At 70.4% G+C, this 20922-nt stretch carries 21 protein-coding genes and 1 pseudogene; 7 read left to right on the forward strand and 15 right to left on the reverse strand.

Annotation, left to right across the window (positions count from 1 at the left end; translation table 11 throughout):
* The 4 genes and pseudogenes from A5714_RS16210 to A5714_RS16225 all read right to left on the reverse strand — a co-directional run.
* Positions 1–201 (reverse strand): annotated as a pseudogene (locus tag A5714_RS16210) (hypothetical protein); the annotation flags it as partial.
* 153 nt (positions 202–354) lie between these two features.
* Positions 355–1107, reverse strand: a complete 753-nt coding sequence (locus A5714_RS16215) for a sensor domain-containing protein (RefSeq protein WP_068070142.1) — start codon at positions 1105–1107, stop codon at positions 355–357.
* Between the two features lie 130 nt (positions 1108–1237).
* Positions 1238–2131: a DMT family transporter gene (locus A5714_RS16220; protein WP_068070153.1), complete on the reverse strand. Its 894-nt coding sequence runs from the start codon at positions 2129–2131 to the stop codon at positions 1238–1240.
* 95 nt (positions 2132–2226) lie between these two features.
* Entirely contained in the window at positions 2227–2619 is a 393-nt protein-coding gene (locus A5714_RS16225) for a hypothetical protein (RefSeq protein WP_068286672.1), read from the reverse strand.
* Positions 2620–2806: 187 nt separating this feature from the next.
* Here A5714_RS16225 and A5714_RS16230 point away from each other — a divergent pair, with 187 nt between their 5' ends.
* Positions 2807–3982, forward strand: coding sequence for a thiolase family protein (locus A5714_RS16230; protein WP_068070152.1), 1176 nt, complete (start codon positions 2807–2809; stop codon positions 3980–3982).
* Between the two features lie 10 nt (positions 3983–3992).
* Here A5714_RS16230 and A5714_RS16235 read toward each other — a convergent pair whose 3' ends face one another.
* The gene (locus A5714_RS16235) at positions 3993–4544 is read right to left on the reverse strand and encodes a hypothetical protein (protein WP_068286769.1); all 552 of its coding nucleotides are present in this window, start codon (positions 4542–4544) and stop codon (positions 3993–3995) included.
* 201 nt (positions 4545–4745) lie between these two features.
* Here A5714_RS16235 and A5714_RS16240 point away from each other — a divergent pair, with 201 nt between their 5' ends.
* Positions 4746–5474, forward strand: coding sequence for a 3'(2'),5'-bisphosphate nucleotidase CysQ (locus A5714_RS16240; RefSeq protein WP_068070140.1), 729 nt, complete (start codon positions 4746–4748; stop codon positions 5472–5474).
* A gap of 19 nt (positions 5475–5493) precedes the next feature.
* Positions 5494–6360 carry an alpha/beta fold hydrolase gene (locus tag A5714_RS16245; protein ID WP_369829451.1) on the forward strand — a complete coding sequence of 289 codons (867 nt, stop codon included), beginning with the start codon at positions 5494–5496 and terminating at the stop codon, positions 6358–6360.
* 7 nt (positions 6361–6367) lie between these two features.
* Here the strand turns inward: A5714_RS16245 and A5714_RS16250 are convergent, their stop codons facing one another.
* Complete coding sequence (locus A5714_RS16250; protein WP_068286678.1) at positions 6368–6817, reverse strand: hypothetical protein; 450 nt, start codon at positions 6815–6817, stop codon at positions 6368–6370.
* 67 nt (positions 6818–6884) lie between these two features.
* Here A5714_RS16250 and A5714_RS16255 point away from each other — a divergent pair, with 67 nt between their 5' ends.
* Positions 6885–7916 (forward strand): amidohydrolase family protein, encoded by a 1032-nt coding sequence (locus A5714_RS16255; RefSeq protein WP_068286682.1) that lies wholly within the window; start codon positions 6885–6887, stop codon positions 7914–7916.
* A gap of 10 nt (positions 7917–7926) precedes the next feature.
* Here A5714_RS16255 and A5714_RS16260 read toward each other — a convergent pair whose 3' ends face one another.
* Positions 7927–8832 (reverse strand): haloalkane dehalogenase, encoded by a 906-nt coding sequence (locus A5714_RS16260; protein ID WP_068070138.1) that lies wholly within the window; start codon positions 8830–8832, stop codon positions 7927–7929.
* Between the two features lie 108 nt (positions 8833–8940).
* The gene (locus A5714_RS16265) at positions 8941–10149 is read right to left on the reverse strand and encodes a MalY/PatB family protein (protein ID WP_068286685.1); all 1209 of its coding nucleotides are present in this window, start codon (positions 10147–10149) and stop codon (positions 8941–8943) included.
* Between the two features lie 228 nt (positions 10150–10377).
* On the opposite strand from A5714_RS16265, the gene A5714_RS16270 reads away from it, so the two are divergent.
* Positions 10378–11352, forward strand: coding sequence for an LLM class flavin-dependent oxidoreductase (locus A5714_RS16270; protein WP_068286688.1), 975 nt, complete (start codon positions 10378–10380; stop codon positions 11350–11352).
* A gap of 66 nt (positions 11353–11418) precedes the next feature.
* Here A5714_RS16270 and A5714_RS16275 read toward each other — a convergent pair whose 3' ends face one another.
* Positions 11419–12399: an alpha/beta fold hydrolase gene (locus A5714_RS16275; protein WP_068286691.1), complete on the reverse strand. Its 981-nt coding sequence runs from the start codon at positions 12397–12399 to the stop codon at positions 11419–11421.
* 215 nt (positions 12400–12614) lie between these two features.
* Positions 12615–13130: a lipoprotein LpqH gene (locus A5714_RS16280; protein ID WP_068286694.1), complete on the reverse strand. Its 516-nt coding sequence runs from the start codon at positions 13128–13130 to the stop codon at positions 12615–12617.
* A 354-nt stretch (positions 13131–13484) separates the two neighbouring features.
* On the opposite strand from A5714_RS16280, the gene A5714_RS16285 reads away from it, so the two are divergent.
* Both A5714_RS16285 and A5714_RS16290 read left to right on the forward strand, forming a co-directional pair.
* Positions 13485–14057: a TetR/AcrR family transcriptional regulator gene (locus tag A5714_RS16285; protein WP_068286696.1), complete on the forward strand. Its 573-nt coding sequence runs from the start codon at positions 13485–13487 to the stop codon at positions 14055–14057.
* Positions 14054–15334 (forward strand): cytochrome P450, encoded by a 1281-nt coding sequence (locus A5714_RS16290; protein WP_068286698.1) that lies wholly within the window; start codon positions 14054–14056, stop codon positions 15332–15334. Before A5714_RS16285 ends, A5714_RS16290 begins: the two co-directional genes overlap by 4 nt.
* Here the strand turns inward: A5714_RS16290 and A5714_RS16295 are convergent.
* The 5 genes from A5714_RS16295 to alsS all read right to left on the reverse strand — a co-directional run bounded on the left by A5714_RS16295 (position 15312) and on the right by alsS (position 20899).
* Entirely contained in the window at positions 15312–16040 is a 729-nt protein-coding gene (locus tag A5714_RS16295) for a sulfite exporter TauE/SafE family protein (RefSeq protein WP_068286701.1), read from the reverse strand. The two genes, A5714_RS16290 and A5714_RS16295, sit on opposite strands and share 23 nt — an antisense overlap.
* 183 nt (positions 16041–16223) lie before the next feature.
* Positions 16224–17075, reverse strand: coding sequence for a sulfurtransferase (locus tag A5714_RS16300; RefSeq protein ID WP_068286704.1), 852 nt, complete (start codon positions 17073–17075; stop codon positions 16224–16226).
* 67 nt (positions 17076–17142) lie between these two features.
* Positions 17143–18288 (reverse strand): glycosyltransferase, encoded by a 1146-nt coding sequence (locus A5714_RS16305; RefSeq protein ID WP_068286707.1) that lies wholly within the window; start codon positions 18286–18288, stop codon positions 17143–17145.
* A 133-nt stretch (positions 18289–18421) separates the two neighbouring features.
* Positions 18422–19210: an acetolactate decarboxylase gene (budA, locus tag A5714_RS16310; protein WP_082959783.1), complete on the reverse strand. Its 789-nt coding sequence runs from the start codon at positions 19208–19210 to the stop codon at positions 18422–18424.
* A 6-nt stretch (positions 19211–19216) separates the two neighbouring features.
* Positions 19217–20899, reverse strand: coding sequence for an acetolactate synthase AlsS (gene alsS, locus A5714_RS16315; RefSeq protein WP_068286710.1), 1683 nt, complete (start codon positions 20897–20899; stop codon positions 19217–19219).
* Positions 20900–20922: the final 23 nt, after the last annotated feature.

Genomic DNA, 20922 nt, shown 5'->3' on the forward strand with positions numbered 1-20922 from the left:
CGTGGTGCTGTTCCCCGCCCCCGAACAGGCGCGGGCGTTCTTCGACGCGTCGGCTCGCCGATGGCCCGCCTGCGCCAGGGGGCCGCCGTTGGACGTGCTGGTGCTCGTGGTGGTCGACGACGATGTGCCGGAGCTGTCGTTGCCACACGCCGCGACGAGCAGTGCGGCGGCGACCGCGACTCCGGCTGTCGACTGGCGCATGGGGGTGTCCTTTCGCTCGAGTGACGGCCGTCAGCGGAGCATAAGACAGGCTGCTCGGTCCCGGAAGACATTGCGCAAACGCGTTCGGCGACAACCCATCATGAGCCACGCCCGTCGAATCGGCTGTGTGCCCCGGCAATTGGCGAGGCCGGTCTACTGTTTGTCGACTTTCCCGGCGATCTGGTTCGCGACATTGACGGCCGTGTCGCCGATGTCGGCGGTCTTGCACGCCTCGACGTCGACGACCACGTTGTTGCGGACTGTCAGCGCTCGCTGGCAGGTCCCCGATATCATGGTCTGGTCGCCCTTGGACAGGCTCAGCGACGTGGTGGCGCTCAGCACCGAGTTGTTGTTGGCGACGGGCCCCACCTTCCAGGTGACCGTCGGGTTGTCGCCCTCACCGGGCACGGTGTCACCCCGGTTGCTGCACCCCGGCCAGCGTTGCGCGGACGAGGTGAAGAAGGCGTTGGCCTGCTGGGCGGACGGGAACAACACCACCGTTTGCTGGACGTCCGGGGTGCCCGGATCGCTCGACGTGCCGTCGCGTTCCCCCTGCACCGCGGTGAAGCCGCTGCCCCCATAGACCGACGCCTCGGCGGGCCCCATCACAAACAGACAGTCGTCGGGGAACTTGTAGCTCTTGGGGAACACGTCGGTCGGGTTGTCGCCCTTCGGCTGGTTGATGGGCTCCAAGGTCTTCGAGCCCGCCACACCCAGCGCCGCGTCGACCTCGGGCGGCGTCAGCAGCAGACCGCCCAGCGCCGGCTGCGCCAGTGGAGGTTTGCTCGCGGTGGTCGTGGTGGTGCTGCTCGACGAGGACGCGGGCGCGGCCTGCTTGTCGTCACCGCACGCGGCGGCCGAGGCCGCGATCGCGGCAATGGCGGCAATGGCTGCTAGCTGGCGCATGGTCGGGGTGCCTTTCCTGCGTAATCGGCTCGGCAAGCGTTCGGCGCACCCCCGCGCGTTGGCTATTGGAGAGTTGTGTGCGGATGGAGCATACGACAGCGGCGGGCGTCGAGGAAGCGAATGTTTGCCGTCAGGTTGATTCCGTTGCGGGCGTGCGGCTCTCGGCCTCGCGGCTGCCCGCGGCCTGGCTGTGCGCCAGCGCCACCGTGGCAGCCACCATGACTGCGACGGAAATGGTCAGGGCCGCCACGCGCGGACCGGTGGTCTGCAACGTCTCACCCAACACGGTGACGCCCAGCACCGCCCCGACGATGGGCTCGGTGACCGTCACCGCCGGCAGCGACGCGGTGAGGGGACCGGCCCGAAACGCCGACTGTTCCCAGGCGGTCGCGGCGATCGCCAGGGCCAGCCACACGTAGAGCTCGGGCAGCCGCAGCACTGCCAGGATGCCGTGGTCGAGCCGGTCGACCACGCCCTTGGTCAGTACCGTGAAAATGCCCCACAGCGAGCCGGACAACACACCCAGCAGCAGCGCACCGACCGAGCCGGGGAACATGCGGGCGCCGACCACGCAGAGGATCAGCGCCGGGCCGACGATCAGCGCGACCACGGTCCAGGTCTTCACCGATCCTCGGGGCGTGCCCTCGCCGGGATCGCCGACCGTCACCACCACCGCGACGGCGGCGACCAGCAGGGTGGCCCAAATGCCTTGCGCGCGACTGATTTTGCGGTGATTCACCCTGGCGTTGAGGACCAGGGCGAACAGGAGCGAGGTCACCGACAGGGCCTGCACCAGAACCACTGAACCCAGCCCCAGTGCCGCGGCCTGCAGGCCGAAACCGGCGCCGGCGACCAGGCTGCCCGCCCACCACCGGCGGTCCCGGAGCAGCCGGCGAAGCAGAGCGACGGTGCCGACCGACTGCTCGGTGACCTGTTGGGCCGAGCGCTGCTGGGCGACGTCGCCGATGCCGATCATCAGCGCGGCCCCCACCGCCAGCACCGCCGCGATCTCCGTCTGACCCACCACGCTCATCTCCCGTCCCTACGGCAACGCCGACAACGCAATTCACGCCGCATCGGGCGTCGCCGAGCGTCGCATTTCCCCTCTGAACGAAAGCCTCAGCTGTTGCGGCGGATCTTCAGCGCCGTGGTGATCATCGGGACCTGCAGTGGTAGCCGGGCCAGGGCGACGATGCGCATCGCCCACGGCTTGTCCCACCACAGCCGGCACATGTTGAGGTTGGCCGGGAACACCCCCAGGAACAGGGCCACCGCCGCCAGCGCGCCGAACCGCCGAGTGCGACGCGCAAGCAGCAGCGCCCCGACGCCGAGCTCCGCCGCCCCCGAGGCGTAGGTGTAGAACCGCGCGTCGCCGGGCAGCTCGGCGGGCACGATGCCGTCGAACGGCTTGGGTGCCACGAAGTGCAGGGTGCCCATGCCGAGCAACAGCGCCCCCACCCGGTAAGCGGTCAACTCGGTTGCGTCGCGCGCGGCGAGCGATCTGGTAGTCATCGCTCCATTGTGTCCTGTGAGCTCCCCGGCCCGGGCCCCGCCGGTCCACCAGCCGCCCGCCACCGCCGCGCGCCCGGCGCGGCCGAACTCAGGCCATTTACTATTGGTCATACGGTATTTGTTACGATTCGCCACATCTGATGACCGCGCTGCCGACCGCAGCCAAGACCTGTTCGAGGTTGACACCATGGCCACACCCGTAATCGTCGGTGCCGTCCGGACGGCCATCGGCCGCTCCTTCAAGGGCACGCTGGTCAACACCCCGCCGGAGACGTTGATCACCACGGTGCTGCCCGAGGTGGTGCGCCGCTCCGGCGTTGACCCGTCGGCCATCGACGACATTATCTTTGCCGAATCGCATTACGGCGGAGGCGATCTGGCGCGATACGCCGCGACGGCGACCGGCCTGGAAGGCGTGCCGGGTCAATCGGTCAACCGGCACTGCGCCGGCAGCCTGACGGCCATCGGCAACGCCGCGGCGCAGATCGGCTCGGGAATGGAGCGCGTGCTCATCGCCGGTGGCGTGCAGTCGCTGTCGATGACGCCGCTGACCAACTGGCGCATCCCGGGGCCCGAGCTGAAGTTCGAGGAGCGCTGGATGCCGCCGACCCATGTCGAGACGCCCGACGCGCCGGCCAAGGACATGTCGATCACGGTCGGCTGGAACACCGCCCAGGCGGTGGGCATCACCCGCGAGGAGATGGACGCCTGGGCCGCCCGCTCGCATCAGCGGGCGATCGCCGCCATCGACGCCGGCAAGTTCCTCGACGAGATCATTCCGCTGAAGGTGACGCAGTTCGACGGCTCGGTGACGGAGTTCGCCGTCGACGAACACCCCCGGCGCGACACCACCGTGGAGAAGCTGGCCGGGCTCAAGGTTTTGCATCCCGAGATCGAGGGGTTCTCGATCACCGCCGGCAACAGCAGCGGCACCAACGACGCGGCCGCGGCGGTGGCCCTGGTCGACAGCGACTACGCCGCCGCGGAAAACCTTCACGTGATGGGCACCGTCAAGGCCTGGGCCGCTGCGGGGGTGGCGCCCCGGGACACGGGCCTGGGCGCGGTCAAGGTGATCGGCAAGGTGCTGCAGCGGGCCGGCCTGTCGGCCGGTGACGTGGCGCTCTGGGAGATCAACGAGGCGTTCGCCTCGGTGCCGATCGCGGCGTGCCGGGAATACGGCATCGACGAGGAGAAGGTGAACTTCTCCGGCAGCGGCTGCAGCCTGGGGCACCCCATCGCCGCCTCGGGCGCCCGCATGGTCACCACGCTCGTCTACGAACTGGCCCGCCGCGGCGGCGGCATCGGCGTCGCCGCGATGTGCGCGGGTGGGGGCCAGGGCGGCGCCGTGGTCGTCGAGGTCTAGCGGCGGTCCGTCAGTTGCAGAACGTGTAACCGATGAACTGCGTGCCGCGGGTTTCGCCGCTCGAGTAGTTGGCGAAGTGCACCGCCGGGTGCCCGTCGTACTCGGCGTTCATCTTCTGCACGGTGGGCGGGGGAACGCCCTGCGGGAACGCCAGGATCATGTCGGCGAAGATCTTGAGCCCCACCTGGCAGATGGCCTCCCGGCGCGGCGGCCGCGGATTCCACGCGTGGACGACGACCGGCTCGGTGAGCTGATACCCCGCCGCGCAGTTCGGGTCGCACACCTTGAAGACCGCCGTGCCGGTCCCGTCGGCGCCCTGAGGGCCCCACCCGCTCCACGACATGCCTTGCAGCGCAACGGCGACACTCGCGCAGCCCAGCACGTTCAGCGACTTGGGACGTTCGACCGGAGGAGCCGACAGGTTGTAGCAGCCGGGGATGGCGTAGGTGTCCGGCGGCGCGGGCGGCTGCGCGGCCGGGGTTGGCGGGTGGTCGCCGCTCAGCTTGAAACCCACAAACGTCAGGACCGCCACCAGTAGCATGGCCGCACCCGCCCCGACCAGCAGCGGGCGCCCGCGCGGAATGCGCCGCAACGGGTTCGAAGAAGGGGCGTCGCCGCCGCCGCTCACGCTCACGCTCAACAGGATTACCGGTTGCGCCGGAAATTTCACGTCCGGGGGGCGTGGGCCCGCACCCCCGCAATGGCACGGTAAAGTTGGTCAACGCTACCAACAAAAAGGGTGCCACGGTCCAGGGAGTTGCGGATGAATGACCACGAACTGGCCGCGCGGCTGGCCACCGAGGCAGGCCGGCTGCTGCTCGACGTGCGCCAAGAGTTCGCCGACGCCGACGCTCGCGAACGAAAAGACGCCGGGGACAAGCGTTCCCACGAGTTCCTGATGCAGGCGTTTGCCGAAGAGCGCCCGGACGACGCGGTGTTGTCCGAGGAGGGCGCCGACGATCCGGTCCGGCTGACCGCGCAGCGCGTGTGGATCGTCGATCCGCTGGACGGGACGCGGGAGTTCTCCGAGCTCGGCCGCGACGACTGGGCGGTGCACGTCGCCCTGTGGGAGGCCGGTGAGCTGATCGCCGGCGCGGTCGCCTTGCCGGCACAAGACATCACCTGGGCCACTCCGGAGGTGGCGGCGCCGCCGGCCGCGCCGGGCAAGCCGCGCATCGTGGTGTCGCGCACCCGGCCCCCGGCCATCGCCTTGGCGGTGCGCGACGCGCTGGACGGCGTGCTGGTCGAGATGGGTTCCGCCGGAGCGAAGGTGGCCTCCATCGTTCAGGGCGTGTCCGACGTGTACGTGCACGCCGGGGGGCAGTTCGAGTGGGATTCGGCGGCCCCGGTCGCCGTCGCGCGTGCGGCCGGCCTGCACACCTCGCGGATCGACGGCTCCGGCTTGGTTTACAACCAACGGGATCCGAAGTTGCCGGACCTGGTGGTGTGCCGGCCGGAGCTGGCCGAGGCCGTGCTCGCGGTCACCGGCTGAGAACGTTTCGGCCATGCGAATGAGCTCTGCGTGCGACGGTTTCCGCCTCGCCTATGAGCGGTACGGCGGCGGCGGTCCGCCGGTGGTGCTGCTGCACGGCTGGCCCGGCGACCGCACCGATTTTCGGCGGGTCGTGCCGCTACTCGGCGACGACGTCGACGTGGTCGTGCCCGACCTCCGGGGTTTCGGGGAATCGGACAAGCATCGCGTCGATCCGGCTGAGGGCTACGGCGCGGCGGCCCAGGCGCGCAGCGTCGCGGCGCTCATCGAAGAGCTCGGTCTGCGGCGCCCCGTCATCGGCGGCTACGACGTCGGCAGCCGGGTGGCGCAACAGCTTGCCACCCATCGGCCCGAGCTTGTCGCCCACCTGGTGGTGTCGCCGCCGCTGCCGGGGGTCGGCGGCCGGATCCTCAACGCAGACGCGCAAAAAGAGTTCTGGTATCAGCCCTTTCATCGGCTGGCGCTGTCCGAGTTGTTGATCGACGGCAACGCCGACGCGGTGCGCGGCTACCTGAAGCACTTCTGGACCCATTGGTCGGGGCCCGCCTTCGACCTTCCCGACGCGGACCTCGAGCACCTCGTTGCCCGGTATTCGCCGCCCGGGGCGTTCGCCGCGTCGATCGGCTGGTACCGGGCGGGTTCCGGCACGGTGGCCACGGCCACGGCGGAACGCCCACCCGCGCGTGACCGGCGGATCGGGACCCCGACGTCGGTGCTGTGGCCCGGGTCCGACCCGCTGTTTCCCCGCGCGTGGGCAGACCGGCTCGACGATTTCTTCGCCGACGTGACGGTGACGGTGGTCGACGGCGTCGGGCATTTCACCCCGCTCGAATGCCCGGGGGAGTTCGCCGCGTTGCTCAAGCGGGCGCTGACCCCGCCCGCGTAGCCGACCGTCAGCCCCGGCGATCCCGTCGCCGACGGCCCCTAACCTCCTCGGTCCAGTCCTGTTCCAGGCGACCGATCTCGAGGGAGAGCAGGGTGAGAGTCTGATTATCGCAATGTATTTCGTGCGCCGAGCGGTACTTCGCCGTGTCGCCGGTGGTGGGCAGATGGGGCCGCAGGCCCTCGAACCATTCGTCTCCCACGACGTTGGGCGGCTCGCCGACTCGCCCGCCGCACGCCCACCGTTGGTAAGCGTCGCGCGCACCGGCCAGGCCGGTGCGCCACCGTTGCAACGCCTCGCAGCGCTGGGCGTGCAGTTGCAAGCTCATCTGGTGTCGGTGGTCGGCGTTTCCCATCATCCGCGGCAGCACGGTGTCCGAGACCGAGCGTGCGACGCCCGCCGCACCCGCGGCCGACGCGCCCACGACCATGCCCATCAATCCCATCAACGCTCCGTCCATGCGGTGATCGTTTCATCGTCGGCCTCCGATGGCCAAGAATTGGGGGACCACCGACCAGAGGAGAGCCGTGTTGCGGATCGACACCCATCACCACGCCATCCCGCCCTTCTACCGCGAGGTGCTGGCACGGACCGGCAGGCTTGACGCCGGCGGGCGCCAATTACCCGAGTGGAGCCCCGAGGCCTCGCTGTCCACCATGGCCGAGCTCGACGTCGGCACCGCGATCCTCTCGGTCTCGACGCCGGGCACCGCGATCGTCTCCAGCCCCGCGGACGCGGCGAAACTCGCCCGCGACCTTAACGACTACCTGGCCGAACTCGTTGCGGCGCAACCGGACCGGTTCGGCTTTTTCGCGACGGTGCCCACGCCGCACCTCGCCGAATCCGTTGACGAGGTCGCCAGGGCTCTGGACGACCTGCGCGCGGACGGCGTTGTGCTGCTTGCCAACAGCGCAGGGACCTACCTCGGCGCCGACGGCCAGGACGACCTCTTCGCGGCGCTCGACGACCGGTCGGCCGTGGTGTTCATCCACCCCGGCGAGCTGCCCGGGCCGCCCGTCGAGGGTATCGTCCCGTTCGCGGCGGACTTCCTGCTCGACACCACCCGCGCCGCGTATCTGCTTGTGCGCAACGGCATCTGCCGCGCCTACCCGAACATCAAGTTCGTGCTCAGCCACGCGGGCGGCTTCGTACCCTACGCCTCGCACCGGATGGCGGTCAGCATCACCGGCGACACCGGACGCGGCCTGACCGACAACCTCGACGACTTCGCGAGCTTCTACTTCGACACCGCGTTGTCCTCTAGCGCCGCCGCGCTGCCGAGCCTGCTAGCGTTCGCCAAGCCCGGCCACGTCACCTTCGGCTCCGACTGGCCCTATGCGCCCACCGCGGCCGGCAAGTTGTTCGCCGCGGGCCTGGAGGCCTACCCGGGGCTCGACGCGCGCGGCCGCGCCGCGATCGAGCGTGACAACGCGTTGGCGTTGTTCCCGCGGCTTGGGCAGGCGCCGCTCCCGGACACCGGTGGCCGGATCGATCAGCTCCGCCGCGGGGTGAGCCGTGCGGTCATGCGCGGCGTTGTCCGGTTGATCAACAGCCGCTGAGGCGCGCGCGTCACAGCACGGCCTTCTGCCACGACAGCACCCGCTCGGCCAGCTCGGGACCGCTGTCCTCCTGGATGAAGTGACCCGCGTTGATGCGGGCGTGCGGCTGGCCGGCGGCGCCGGGGATGTGGCTGATCAGCGGGCGGTCCGCGCGTCCGAGGATGGGGTCGCGCGCCCCGAAGATGGCCAGAAATGGCTTGTCCCAACGGCCTAGCGCGTCCCAGGCCCGGCGGTTAGCCGGAATCGCCGGGTCGTCCGGCGAGGTCGGCACCAACTGCGGGAACGCCCGCGCCCCGGCCTGATACGCCTTGTCGGGGAAGGGCGCGTCGTAGCCGGCCCGCACCTTGGCCGACACCCGGCGCACCGTTGCCGTCGCGACGATCCGACCGGCGGGCAGGACCGGGGAGTAGCGGGCGAAGCCGCGCCACAGGTGGAACGCGGGGGAGACGCGCCGCCGCGCGGTGGGCAGGAAGCCGTTGGCCACCACGAGGCGCCCGACGCGGTCACCCTGCTCGGCGGCGATGCGCAGTCCGATCAGCGACCCCCAGTCCTGGACGAACAGCGTGACGTCGCGCAGGTTCAGGCGTTCGAACCAGGCCGTCACCCACTCGACGTGGCGCAGGTAGGTGTAATCCTCGGGCCGGCTGGGTTTGTCCGATCGGCCGAAGCCGATCAGGTCGGGAGCGAGCACGCGGTTCCCGGCGTCGGCCAGCGGCGGGATCATGGTGCGGTAGAGGTAGCTCCACGTGGGTTCGCCGTGCAGCAATACGATCGGCGGCCCGTCGGACGGTCCTTCGTCCAGGAAGTGCATCCGCAGGGGCGGGGTGTCGCTGGCCGTCACATCGAGATAATTCGCTACGAACGGGTAGTCCTCCAGGTTTTCGAATCGGGAGTCCGGGGTTCGCAGCACACGCATATTCAGCTCCTCCGGTAGGCCGGCACCTCTGCAAGCCTCTCGCGCCGGCGCGAGTTCGTCTAGTGGGCAATTCGTTGTCCCGGGCGGCGTCGTCGAGCGCGACGGGCGTCAGCGGGCACCGGACAGGGCGCGGCCCATGCGCGCGACGGCCTCAGCCAGGATCGACCTCGAGGTCGCGAAGTTGAGCCGCACGTGGCCCGCGCCACCGGTCCCGAAGACGTGACCGGAGCTCAGCGCCACGCGGGCCTGGTCGAGGAACCAGCGCGCGGGCCCCGCGAGGTCGGCCACCACCGCAAGGCCTTCGGCGGCGTCATCCTCGTCGAAACCCAACGCTCGACAGTCCAGCCACGCGAGATAAGTGCCCTGTGGGCGTTGATATTTGACGCGGGGGAGATGCTGGTCGATCAACTCGGCGAGCAGAGCGCGGTTGTCGTCGAGGCCGTCGAGCAGCGCGTCGAGCCAGTCGTCCCCGCCGCTGAATGCCGCGGCGTGTGCGATGACGCCGAGGTGGCTGGGCCCGTGGCTGACCTCCTCGGGCATGCGGCGCAAATCCGCCGACGCCTCGGGGCCGGCGACGGCGAGGGCGGCCTTGAGCCCGGACAGGTTCCACGCCTTGGACGCCGAGAGCAGGGCGAACGCGTTCTCCGCGCCCGGCACCGTCAGGAACGGGACGAACCGCGCGCCGGTGAGGACGACGGGCGCGTGGATCTCGTCGGACACCACCCGGACGTCGAACCGGCGGGCGAGCGAGGCGACCTCGCGCAGTTCGTCGCTCGTGTGCACCGTTCCGGTCGGATTGTGCGGGTTGCACAGCAGGTAGGCGACCGCACCCGTCGACGCCGCGGACCGGGCGCGGCCGAACGCGTCCGCCAACGCGTCGAGATCGATGCGGCCGGCCGCGCTCAGCGGCGCCTCGATCACCCGGCGGCCGTCGTGCGCCACGAACGCGTAGAACGGCGCGTAGACCGGCGGGTTGACCACCACCGCGTCGCCCCGGCCGGTGATCAGCCGCAGCAGCTCGACGACCCCCAGCATGACGTCGGGGACCAGCGCGGTGCGGGCGACCTCGAGGTCGTGCCATTGCCAGCGCCGCGACGCGAACCCGCTGACCGCCTCGGCGAAGTCCGTGCCGTACGGGTAGCCGGTGTCGCCGTCGTCGATGGCGGCGTGGACCGCCTCGGCGACGGTCGGGGGTAGCCGGACGTCCATCTCGGCGACCCACAGCGGCAACACGTCGGCGGGGTGCGCCCGCCATTTCATGCTGGTGCGGCGGCGCAGCTGCGGCAGCGTCAACTCCTCGAGGGGATTGACCGTCACGCCCGCAGACTATCCGGTGGGCCCCACCACGCGGCAAACGCTTTTCGCTGGACCGTCGGGGGCAGCTCCGGCGAACTGAACAATCCCGGTTGTGCGGCAACGACATCGGGCCCCGCGCTGACCACCCGCATCCGGCCCACCCGGCCGCGGGCCGACGCGCGCCGCTTTACGTCTTGGGCGCAACGTGTAACGTACGTCGGGAAGATCGAGCCAGCGAGGAGTAGGGCCGTGTACACACTGCGCTTCGACATGCGTGATCCCGAATGGGCCGCCGCCCCAACCGATCTGTACGCCGCAGCACCCGAGATGAGCGCATGGGCCGAAGAGCATGGCGGCCTGGCCGCCGTGCTGTGCGAGCACCACGGCTCCGAGGACGGCTATCTGCCGTCACCGTTCCTGCTGGCGTCGGCGGTGGCCGCGCGGACGCAGCGGCTGGCGCTCAGTCTGATCTTGATCCTCCCGTTCTACGAGACCGTGCGGCTCGCCGAGGACATGGCGGTGCTGGACATCCTCAGCAACGGACGGGCCTCCTACATCCTGGCGTTGGGGTATCGACCCGAGGAGTTCGAACACTTCGGCGTGTCGATGAAGACGCGCGGCCGCCTGTGCGACGAGAAGCTGGCGTTGCTGCGGCGGCTGCTCGCCGGGGAGACCGTCGTCCAGGACGGGCGGCGCATCTCGGTGACGCCCCGGCCGCTGACCCCGGGCGGGCCGGGCCTGATGTGGGGCGGCGGAACGGTCGCCGCGGCCCGCCGCGCCGGCCGATACGGGCTGGGCATGTTGGGCAACGCCAACGCGCCCGGCATGCGGGAGGCCTACGAGGAGGCGTGCCGCGAGCACGGCCACCAGCCCGGGCCCACGATGTTTCCCGACCGCAATACCCCGTCGGTGGTGTTCGTTGCCGACGACGTCGACCACGCGTGGAAGGAGATCGGGGAGCACCTGCTGCACGACGTGCGGGCCTACGCCGCCTGGAATCCCGGGGACGAGACGACGGCCGGCTTCTCACACGTGAACACCGTCGACGAGCTGCGCGAGACCGGCACCTCACACGTCATCATCTCGGTGCCGGAAGCGATCTCGCGAGTGCGGTCCGGCCAGGTGCTCAACCTGTCGCCGTTGTGCGGTGGGCTGCCCCCGGACATCGCCTGGCCGTATCTGCGGCGGGTGGGCGAGGTGGTGCTGCCCGAGGCGCTGGGTTGACGGGCGGCGCCTCGCGTCGATTGGTTCGGTACGCCCCGGGGCCGGCGCGCTGCCGGTCGTGACGGGTTAACCGGTCGCGTCGATCAGCACCGCGCCGCCGGGTCGATCGCCGAGCGTCTGCAGCGGGATGTCGCCGCCCCGCGCGGTGAGGCGGACGATCTCGGCCAGCTGCGCGGGGGCGTCGCACTGCAGGTAGTGGTCGGCACCCGGCACCACCCAGTAGCGGTTGCGGCCCGGTTTGCCCTTGAGATACGTCTGCCAGACGTGATTGGGCACCCGCAGCGGCGCCACGTTGTCGTGCAGCCCCCACACGACGGTGGTGTCGACCTCGCTGGTGGAAAGCGCTTGCAGCCAACGGGTTTCGTCGGCGGCGCGCTCGTGAAGGTACTGGATGGTGTCGGGCAGCACCCGGATGCCGTCGTTGTGGGCGAAGGAGGCCGCCAGCGCGGCGATCTCGGGGTCCTCGAGCGTGCGGCGCGGCATGAAGGTGCTGGCGCCCAAGCCGGCCGCCAGCAGCTCCGGGGTCACCGCCGCGGCGGTGTCCCTGGCGGTAGTGGGATCGAGCAACGCCGTCTGAAACGCCGTCAGGTTGGCCAGCGGCAGGTAGATGTTGCCGTTCGTCAGGATCAGGTCGCGGGGCGGCGCCGCCTGCTCCGCCAGCATCCCGAGCGCGATCAGGCCGACGCTGCACCCGCGGTCGTGGGTGACCATGCGGTAGTCGGTGAGCCGCCACACTTCGCCGATCGCGTGCACCAGCAGCCGCGCGTCGTCGTACAGCGAGTACACGTACGGCTCGGGTGGCTTGTCGGACAGCCCATAGCCGGGAAAGTCGAGCGCATAGACGTCGAACTCGGCGGCCAGTTCGCCGGCGAGCGCGTAAAAGTCGACGCTGGAGGTGGGGAAGCCGTGCACCAGCACCAACGGCGGCGCGCCCGGCGTGCCGCAGCGGCGGCTGAACACGGCGACCTCGCGGGCTCCGTTGGCGGCGGTCGTCGACCGCCAACGGAGTTCGGTGCCGCCGGTTCGCCACTGCGCCAAAATGTCCAAGCCGCCAGCATTTCAGAGGGGCGCCGTCGAGACAATGCCCCGGCGGCGTCCTCTCCGGGGGCGTAGGACAAGTGCCCGCCTCGTAGCGACAACGGGGCCCGCTGGGCGCCGCGCGCGGGCCGGACCGGACGAAACCACCGTTGTCGCTGTGAGGCGGGCGAATGCGCGGCCCCCACCTGCGCGGGGCGCGAGTGACGGGTGCGGCGACGCGGCCCCTACGGGCAGGTGACGTGGATGCCGAAGGTGACCTGGCGCAGGCCGCTTTGACCGGGGGCGCTGCCCTCGCCGGTGCCGGTCACGGTGTAATTCTTGCCGTCCTTGGTGGCCTGCACCTGCGTCGGCGATTTGGTTCCCTGGTAGGGCAGTTGGAATTGGCCGTTGTCCAGCTTCAGCGAGATGCCGAAACCGTCGACGGTGGGCGGTTGTTCGTCCGACAGCGCCAGCGACACCGACGCCGTGTCGTCGTGGACGCTGACTCGGGTGGTGAGATCACCGGACTCCGGCGGCGTCGCGTTGGGTTGCGCCGCCGAGCTCGTGCAGTCGACGGCCGCGATCATCGTGTGCTTGTTGCCGTCGATCATCACGGTGCTGCTGACCGCGGCCGGGGTGGCGGACGTCGAGGCGGCCGGTGCGCCGCTCTTGCTCGAGCAGGCCGACACGCTCGGCCCCAATGCGACCATCGCCAGCGCGGCGGTCGCGACGACGGCCCGCCGATCGTTCGGATTTCCCATCTTGAGTCCTGTCGTTAGACGGTCATCAGGACTATAAAGCCCGCTCGTTACGGCCGGGCATCGCAGTCGATCATGCGGCGCAGCGGTCCGGCGAACAGCGGCCGCACCGCGTCCGGTGGTGGCGCGGCGCAGCACGCCGCATGTCTTTGCCGCCGATCCGATCGCAGGCGATTGCGGCCCTCGCACGGAGCGACAACCAGGCGCGCGAACGAGTGGCGCTCGACGCGGTATCGGGTTGGGCGACGGCCGGCTTGACGCGCCGAGCCTTTGCAGGCGGCTCCATGCCGGGTAGATTCGAACAATGCTCGAATGTCGGCGGAATTGGTTGGCCACCGAGGCCGGCACGGTGCCGCGATGACGGCCGCGACGCGGCGGCCCTATGGCGAACTCGACCGCGCGCAGGTGCTGGCGTCGCTGCACGACCTGGCCCGACGGGTCGGGGTCCAGGGAGTGACCATGCGGCAGCTGGCCGGCGAGCTCGGCGCCGCGGTGCCCTCGGTGTACTACCACGTCCCGGGCAAGCGGGCGGCCCTGGAACTGCTTGCGGAAGCCGTGCTGGACGACATCCCGATCACCGACGCCGGCCCATGGGACGTCCGACTCATCGAATTATACTGCGCCGCAAGAGAAGTCATTGTCGCGGTTCCGGGCGTGGCGAACGTGCTGCAGACCAGCGGCGGGGGTGAGCCGGCCCGTCGGCTCGACGCGCTGAGCCGTTCGTTGCTGCGAGAGGCCGGCCTGCCGAAACCCGCTGTGGCCGCCGTGCATTCGGTGTTGTACACCTATTTGTTGGGATCGATCAGCCTGGAAGAGGCGCGGCCGTCGCCCCGCGGGAAGCGCCAGGCCGCCCACCGCTTTCGCGACGGACTGGACGTCGTGATCGCCGGAATCACGGCGTCGTTGCCGACCGGATCGGAGAACCGATGAGCGTTCCCAAACCCACCCTGGTGGGCTCCCTGGTCCCGGAGAACCAGGACAGCGCGGCCGATCGCGACGCCGCGGCGCTGCTGGATCCCGACACCTTCGTCGCGGGTGCCCCATTCGACGCCATGAGCCGACTGCGGGCGAGCGCCCCGGTGCATCCGGTGCAGTTGCCCGGCCTGCCTAGGGCGTGGCTGCTGACCAAGCACGCCGACGTGCGTATGGTCAGCAGCGACACCGACACCTTCGCCAGCAGCCAGGGCAACACGCTCGTGCAGGTCGAGGCCGGGCCGAACTCGGCAATGCTGCCCGGCATCGATCCGCCCCGCCACGTCCACTTCCGCAAGTTGATCAACCAGGGTTTCACCGCGCGCAACGTCCAGCGGCTGGAACCGCGGATGCGCAAGGTGGCCCGCGACATCGTCGCCGACATCACCGCGAAGGGCGAATTCGACGCCGTCACAGACATTTCCGCGGAGATGTCGTTGCAGGTGATCGCGGACGTGTTGGGCGTTCCGGCCGAAGATCGGCTGGAGGTGTTCCGGTGGAGCAACGCGATCGGAAGCCTGGGCATCGAAGACCCCGACTACGCGCCCGGCCCGGAAGCGCTCGGTGCGGCCGTGGCCGAGATGTTCGACTACTGCCAGGAACTGGTGGAGCACCGGCGCAAGCACGGCCGCACCGACGACATCCTGTCGGCGTTGCTGGCCGCCGAGGTCGACGGTGACAAACTCAACCGCGACCAGCTCAACGAATTCTTCTTGCTGCTGGCCATCGCCGGCAACGAGACCACACGAAACACGTTGAGCCACGGCATCTTGGCGCTGTCCGCGCATCCTGATCAGCAGGCGCTGCTCGCGCGCGACCGCGACGCGATCAAACCGGCGGTGGAGGAGCTGCTGCGCTGGTCCACCCCCGTCATGCACTTTCGGCGGACCGTCACCCGAGACGTCGAGATCCGGGGGCAGCTGATTCCCGCCGGCGACTGGGTGTTGATGTATTATCTGTCCGCGAACCGCGACGAGGACGTCTTCGAGCGCGCCGATCGCTTCGACGTCACGCGACCCGACGCCGGCCACGCCGCGTTCGGCGGTGGCGGAGTGCACTTTTGCCTCGGCGCCCAGCTGGCGCGCCTCGAGCTGCGCGTCATGCTCGAGGAGCTGTACGGGGCCGTGCCCGGCCTGTCCGTGGTGGGGCCACCCGACCGGCTGCGGTCGTCGTTCTTCCACGGCATCAAACGGCTGCCCTGCGCGACCGGGGTCAGCTGCGCGCCGTCGCAATGAACATGCCGACGGCCGCGGCCACGAGCACCAGGTCGATCATCAGCGCGTAATGGTGCGGCTGGGCGCGGCGCACGATCCGCCGGGTGACGAACGGGCCGATCATCAGGGCGGCGCCGATCACCAGGCCCCGGGCGATCACGGCGGGCGTCAGCGCGCCGAACTCGCCGAACGTCCCCATCTTGCCGAGATAGAGCACCAGCGCGCTGGCGGCTTCAGAGCCGAGGAACGCCCCGCCGCTAAGGCCGTAGCCGGTGAAGACGGGCACGCTGAGCGGCCCGGTGGACAGAATCAGCCCGGTGAGGAACCCGACGATCGCGCCCGCGACGGCCAGCTGCCACAGTCGCACGCGCCACTGCCGGGCGGCCGCGACACGGCGCACCGGAATCATGGCGAGGAAGAATACGCTGAGCAGCGCGTCGACGAGGGTTTGCGGGATGGTCAGCAGGGTGTGCGCCCCGAGGACCGCGGCGGGGGTACCGGGCGCGGCGTAGGCCAGCACCGGCCGCCACCGAATGTGGCGCCACCAGGCCGCGATTCGCGCCACGTTGGCCAGCACCGCGGCGATTCCCATGACGGGCACCGCAACTCGGGGACCGTACAACACGACCAGTGCGGGCAACAGCACCAGCGACGACCCGGTGCCCACCAGGCCGCCGAGCGCCCCGGCGGCCAACGCGATGACAAACAAAACGATTAACGCCAGCATGCGGACCTTCTCGTCGGCGCGCGGCGCGCCGACGGGGGTCCTCCAGGCTTTTGTCCGTTCAGATGACCGCGTTCCGTCGGGGAACGCGGTGGCGCCGCTCGGACCAGGCACGCGGGTAGGCGTCGGAACCCTAGGCGCTATCGGGGACAGGCTATCAGGGCGCTGCGCCTCGCGGCGGCCGGGCTAGTCGCCGCGCTCCACGGCGCGGTGCGGATCCGAGCTCCACTGCGACCACGATCCCGGAAACAGCGCCGCCTCGCGGCCCGCGGCGGCGAGCGCCGCGACGACGACCGCGGCCGTCACGCCCGACCCGCAGTAGGCGCCCACGACACCGTCGGGGTCCACGCCGCGCTCCGCCAGCAGCTGGGCGACGGAGCCGTCGTCGCGGAAGACGCCGTCGGCCCCCAGGACCGCGGTGCTGGGCAGGTTTTTGGCGCCGGGGATGTGGCCGGCGACGGGGTCCAGCGGCTCGACGTCACCGCGGAAGCGCTCCGGGGCCCGCGCGTCCAGCAGCGGCGCGGCGCCCGCGCCGACCTCTTCGGCGGACAGGGTGAGGCGGCCACCCGCATACAGATCCTGGTGCGGCACAACGACATTGCCCGGGGCGGGCGTCACCGGCCCGGTGTGCAGGTCGTTCCCGGCGGAAACCCAGGCGGCCAGGCCGCCGTCGAGGATGCGCACGTCGCCGAGCCCGGCCGCCGTCAGCACCCACCAGGCGCGCGCCGAACCGGCGCGGTTCCAGTCGTCGTAGACCACGACGGGCTGACCCTCCCGGACACCCCAGCGCCGCGCCGCGGCCTGCAGCGACGCCCCCGAAGGTAGCGGGTGGCGGCCCCGGCCCGCGACCGAGTGATCGCTGAGGTCGTCGTCGAGCGAGACGTACACCGCGCCCGGGAGGTGACCTCGCAGGTACGCCGGGTGTCCGTCGGGCTCGTCGACCCGCCAGCGCACGTCCAGAATGGACACCGGGTCGCCCGAGCCGAGCAGGGCCGCCAGCTCGGCCGGCGTGATCAGCACCTGCGCGCGTGCTCCCACCGAGTCACCTCCTGGTCGTCTGCGACGAGCGTAGCGGCGCCGCCCGACGACGTTGCGCGCGGCGCTATTACGCGGTGTGCTCGGACTGATCGCGGTGCTCGGCCGCCGCGGGCGCACCGAGCGAGGCCAGCATCCCGGTCGCGGCCCGTTGCCAGGTGAAGTCCTCGGCGCGGCGCCGCGCGGAGCGGCGGCGCTGCAGTTCGGGCCGGCTGGCGATGGCGCTCACGGCCTTGGCGATGGCGGCCGGGTCGTTGTCGGCCGAGGCGCCGCTGTCCGGGGTGATGATCTCGGTAAGCGCGGACGTGCGCGACACCACCGCCGGGGTCCCGCACGCCAGCGACTCGAGGGCGGCCAGGCCGAACGTCTCGTGCGGGCCCGGTGCCAGCGTCACGTCGGCCGACGCCAGCAGCCCGGCCACCGTGTGCCGATCGGAGATGAAGCCGGTGAAGTCGACGGGCAAGCGGGCGGCCTGCCGCTCGAGCCGGGACCGCAACGGGCCCTCGCCCACCACGACGAGCCGGGCGTCCACCCCGGCGTGGCAGAGCGCGCCGAGCGCGTCGATGCTGCGGTCGACTCGCTTTTCGACCGAAAGCCGGCCGCAGTGCACCAGCAGCATCTGGTCCGGCATTGCCCAGCGTCGACGGACCAGGTGGGAGTGCCGGCGGGGATGGAAGGTCTGCAGGTCGACACCCAGCGGGACGGTGACCGTGTTCGTCGCGCCGATGCGATCGAATTCCTCGCGCGCGAATCCGGTGGTGCACACCACCGCGTCGTAATCGGCCGCGGTGCGGGCGTTGGCCACGTCGGCGAACCGTCGCGCGGCACGCCGCGGAAGTATCTGTCCCACAAGACGATCCAGGCGTTCGTGGGAAATCATGACCGTCGTGGCCCCATGGTCGCGGCCCCACCGGCCCAGCGATCGCAGCGTGAGCCGGTCGGAGACCTCCAGCGCGTCGGGCTGCAGCGCCTCCAGCACGGCCTTGACGGGGCCCGGCATCACGGCGCGGTAGCCGCCGGTGAACGGAATCAACGGCGCGGGCAGCGTGATTCGCACCACACCGGTGGGGAGGCGGCTGCGCTCGGCGCGCTGGCCGGGCACCAGCAGGAACACGTCGTGCCCGCCCGCGCAGTACTCGGCGCCCAGCCGGTCCACCGCGGTGCGTAGGCCGCCGGAGCGAGGGCCGTAGAAATTGGCGACCTGGACAACGCGCATAAGGTGAGGACACGCGGTGCGCGTGTGCACTCACCAATGCTGAATCGACGCGCGCCTGAACAGATTGTGAATTTCGGGCCGCGCGGCGTCGTCGCGTGCCGCCCGGTCGAAGCGGCGGCGGGCGGCGATTACCTCAATCGCCGTGTGGCCCTTCGGCTTTGCCGATGCGCTCGGCGAGATCCGCCCCGTCGAGCCGGGCGTCGAGGAAGGCCCCGGACGTCGGCAAACTCAGGTGCAGCTGGGAGGCGCCGCTGACCGCGACGTCGCCGCGGGCGAGCGTGAAGTCGAGGATGTGGCCCCCACCGGTGCGCTCACGGTTCAGGAAGTGCAGGTGATAACCGGCGACGGAGATGCCCTGTTCGAAGTCGGGGGTGCGGAACCCGACGACCGTGCCGGACACGTCGGTGAACACCGTCTCGGCCTGGTCCTCGGTCGCCTCGGTCAGCGGGGGGTAAGGCCGCTGCTGCGCCATCACGGTGCGGGTGTGTAACTCGTCGAAATGCCCGGTGATCTTGATGCCGTAGATCAGGTTGGCGCTCTCGATGCGGGCGTCGATCGCCTTCGTGACCTCCCGCCGGCTCGTCCGTTCGGTGATCGTGATGTCGAAGTCCTTGTGAAAGCGGGTGATCGCCGCGAACGGCGATCGATCGTCCTGTGCCGCCCGGGTGGCGGTGCCGTCGGCGCGTAACCGGTAGCAGACGCCGTCGAGCACCACCATCTCGCCGTCGAGACCGTTGAACGTGCCGAGCCCGAAGTCGCCGTGGCGCAAGATCTCGGCCACCGTCACGTCACCGTCGTAGACGCCCTCCAGCAGCGCGCTGATGGTGGAGAACTGGTAGACCTCGGCATCGTCGTCGTGATGAGCGAGAAGTCTTGTCGCCCAATGCCGGAACCGTTCATAGGCGCTTGATTGTCTGTCCATGTTTCCTTACTCGAAGGGGTCGTCGTGCAGTTTCTCGGCCAGGTCGAGGTTGTGGCTGTAGTCCACCGGGACGTCGATCAGGGACGGCCCGTCCTCGGCCAGCGCCCGGCGCAAGGTGGCGCTGAACTCGTCCAGCGTGTTCACCCGGTACCCGCGGGCGCCGAACGCGGCTGCGTAGGAGACCAAGTCGTAGTCGCTGAGCTGCACACCGGACTTGCGGTCGTACTTCATGAGCTCCTGGAAGCCGACCATGTCGTAGCTGTTGTCGCGGAAGACGATGTGGGTGAACGTCAGGCCGAGGTGCACGGCGGTGGCGAGTTCTTGCGCGGAGAACAGGAATCCGCCGTCCCCGGACACGGAGACGACCGGGGTGCCCGGGCGCACCAGGCAGGCCGCCATCGCCCACGGCAACGCGACCCCCAGGGTCTGCTGACCGTTGGAGAACAACAGCCGGCGCGGCTCGTAGACCCGGAAGTGGCGGGCCATGTAGATGTAGACCGAGCCGACATCGCAGGCGACGGTGGCGGTGTCGTCGAGTTCGTCGCGCAGGCGCAGCACGACGGCCACCGGGTTGAGGCCCGGCCCGTGCGGCGGCTCGTCACGAGCCGCGAAGTCGATGTCGGACAGCGCCTTTCGCTGGGCGGCGATCTGGGCCTGATAGTCGGCGGTCAACGTCAGGTCGGCGAGGTTGTCGGCCAGCGCGGTCAGGGTGGCCGCGACGTTGCCGACCAATTCCAGCGCCGGCTGATAGTGGTTGTCGATGTCGGCGGGCAGGGAATCGATGTGGATGACGGTGCGCGCGACGTCGCTGTTCCATTGGACCGGATCGTATTCCACGGAGTCGTAGCCGATCGCGACCAGGACATCGGCGTGCGCCAGGACGACGTCGCCGGGCTGATTGCGGAACAGCCCGACACGGCCCAAAAACGAGTCCTCCAACGCCCGGGAGATCACCCCCGCGGCCTGGAAGGTCTCCACCACCGGCAGCCCGGTCGTCGCGACGAGGGTACGCAGGGCCCGACAGCTTTCCGGATCGGCCCCGCGGACGCCGACCAGCAACGCCGGCCGGCTCGCGCCGCGGATCAACTCGAGCGCCGCGTCGATGGCCGCGGCGGGCGCGGACGCCAGCGCGGGAATCGGGAGCCGCGCGGTGATCCCCGCCGTGGTCGGGGCGGACAGCACGTCCGCGGGCAGCACGACGGCGGCCGCGCCGCGGGGTTCGCTGACGGCGGCGCGGAAGGCCGTGACGGTCGCCTCGGCGGCGTTGTCGGGGTCGCTGATCTCGCCGGTGAACTTGGTGACGGTCCGCAACAACGCGGCGGCGTTCATCGACTGATGGGTTCGTTTGAGCCGGTCCTCGCGGCGCACCGCGCCGCACAGCGCGACGACGGGGTCCTGTTCGGTGTTGGCGGTGAGCAGCCCGGTGGCGAGGTTGGTGGTGCCGGGCCCCGAGGTCACCAGCACCACACCCGGATTGCCGGTGAGCCGCCCGATCGCCCCGGCCATAAAGGCCGCGTTCTGTTCGTGGCGGCACACGATGAGCTGTGGCCCGCCGTCGACAAGGGCGTCGTACACGGCGTCGATCTTCGCGCCGGGCACCCCGAAGACGTACTCGACGCCCTGCGCCGCGAGGACGTCGACGATCTTCTGGGCGCTGCGCACGGCCTTGCCGGGCTGCGTGGGAGTCATGGGGCCCAGTCTTCCCGGTGCCG

Origin of the sequence: Mycobacterium sp. E2462, assembly GCF_001672685.1 — a bacterium.
Taxonomy (GTDB): Bacteria; Actinomycetota; Actinomycetes; order Mycobacteriales; family Mycobacteriaceae; genus Mycobacterium.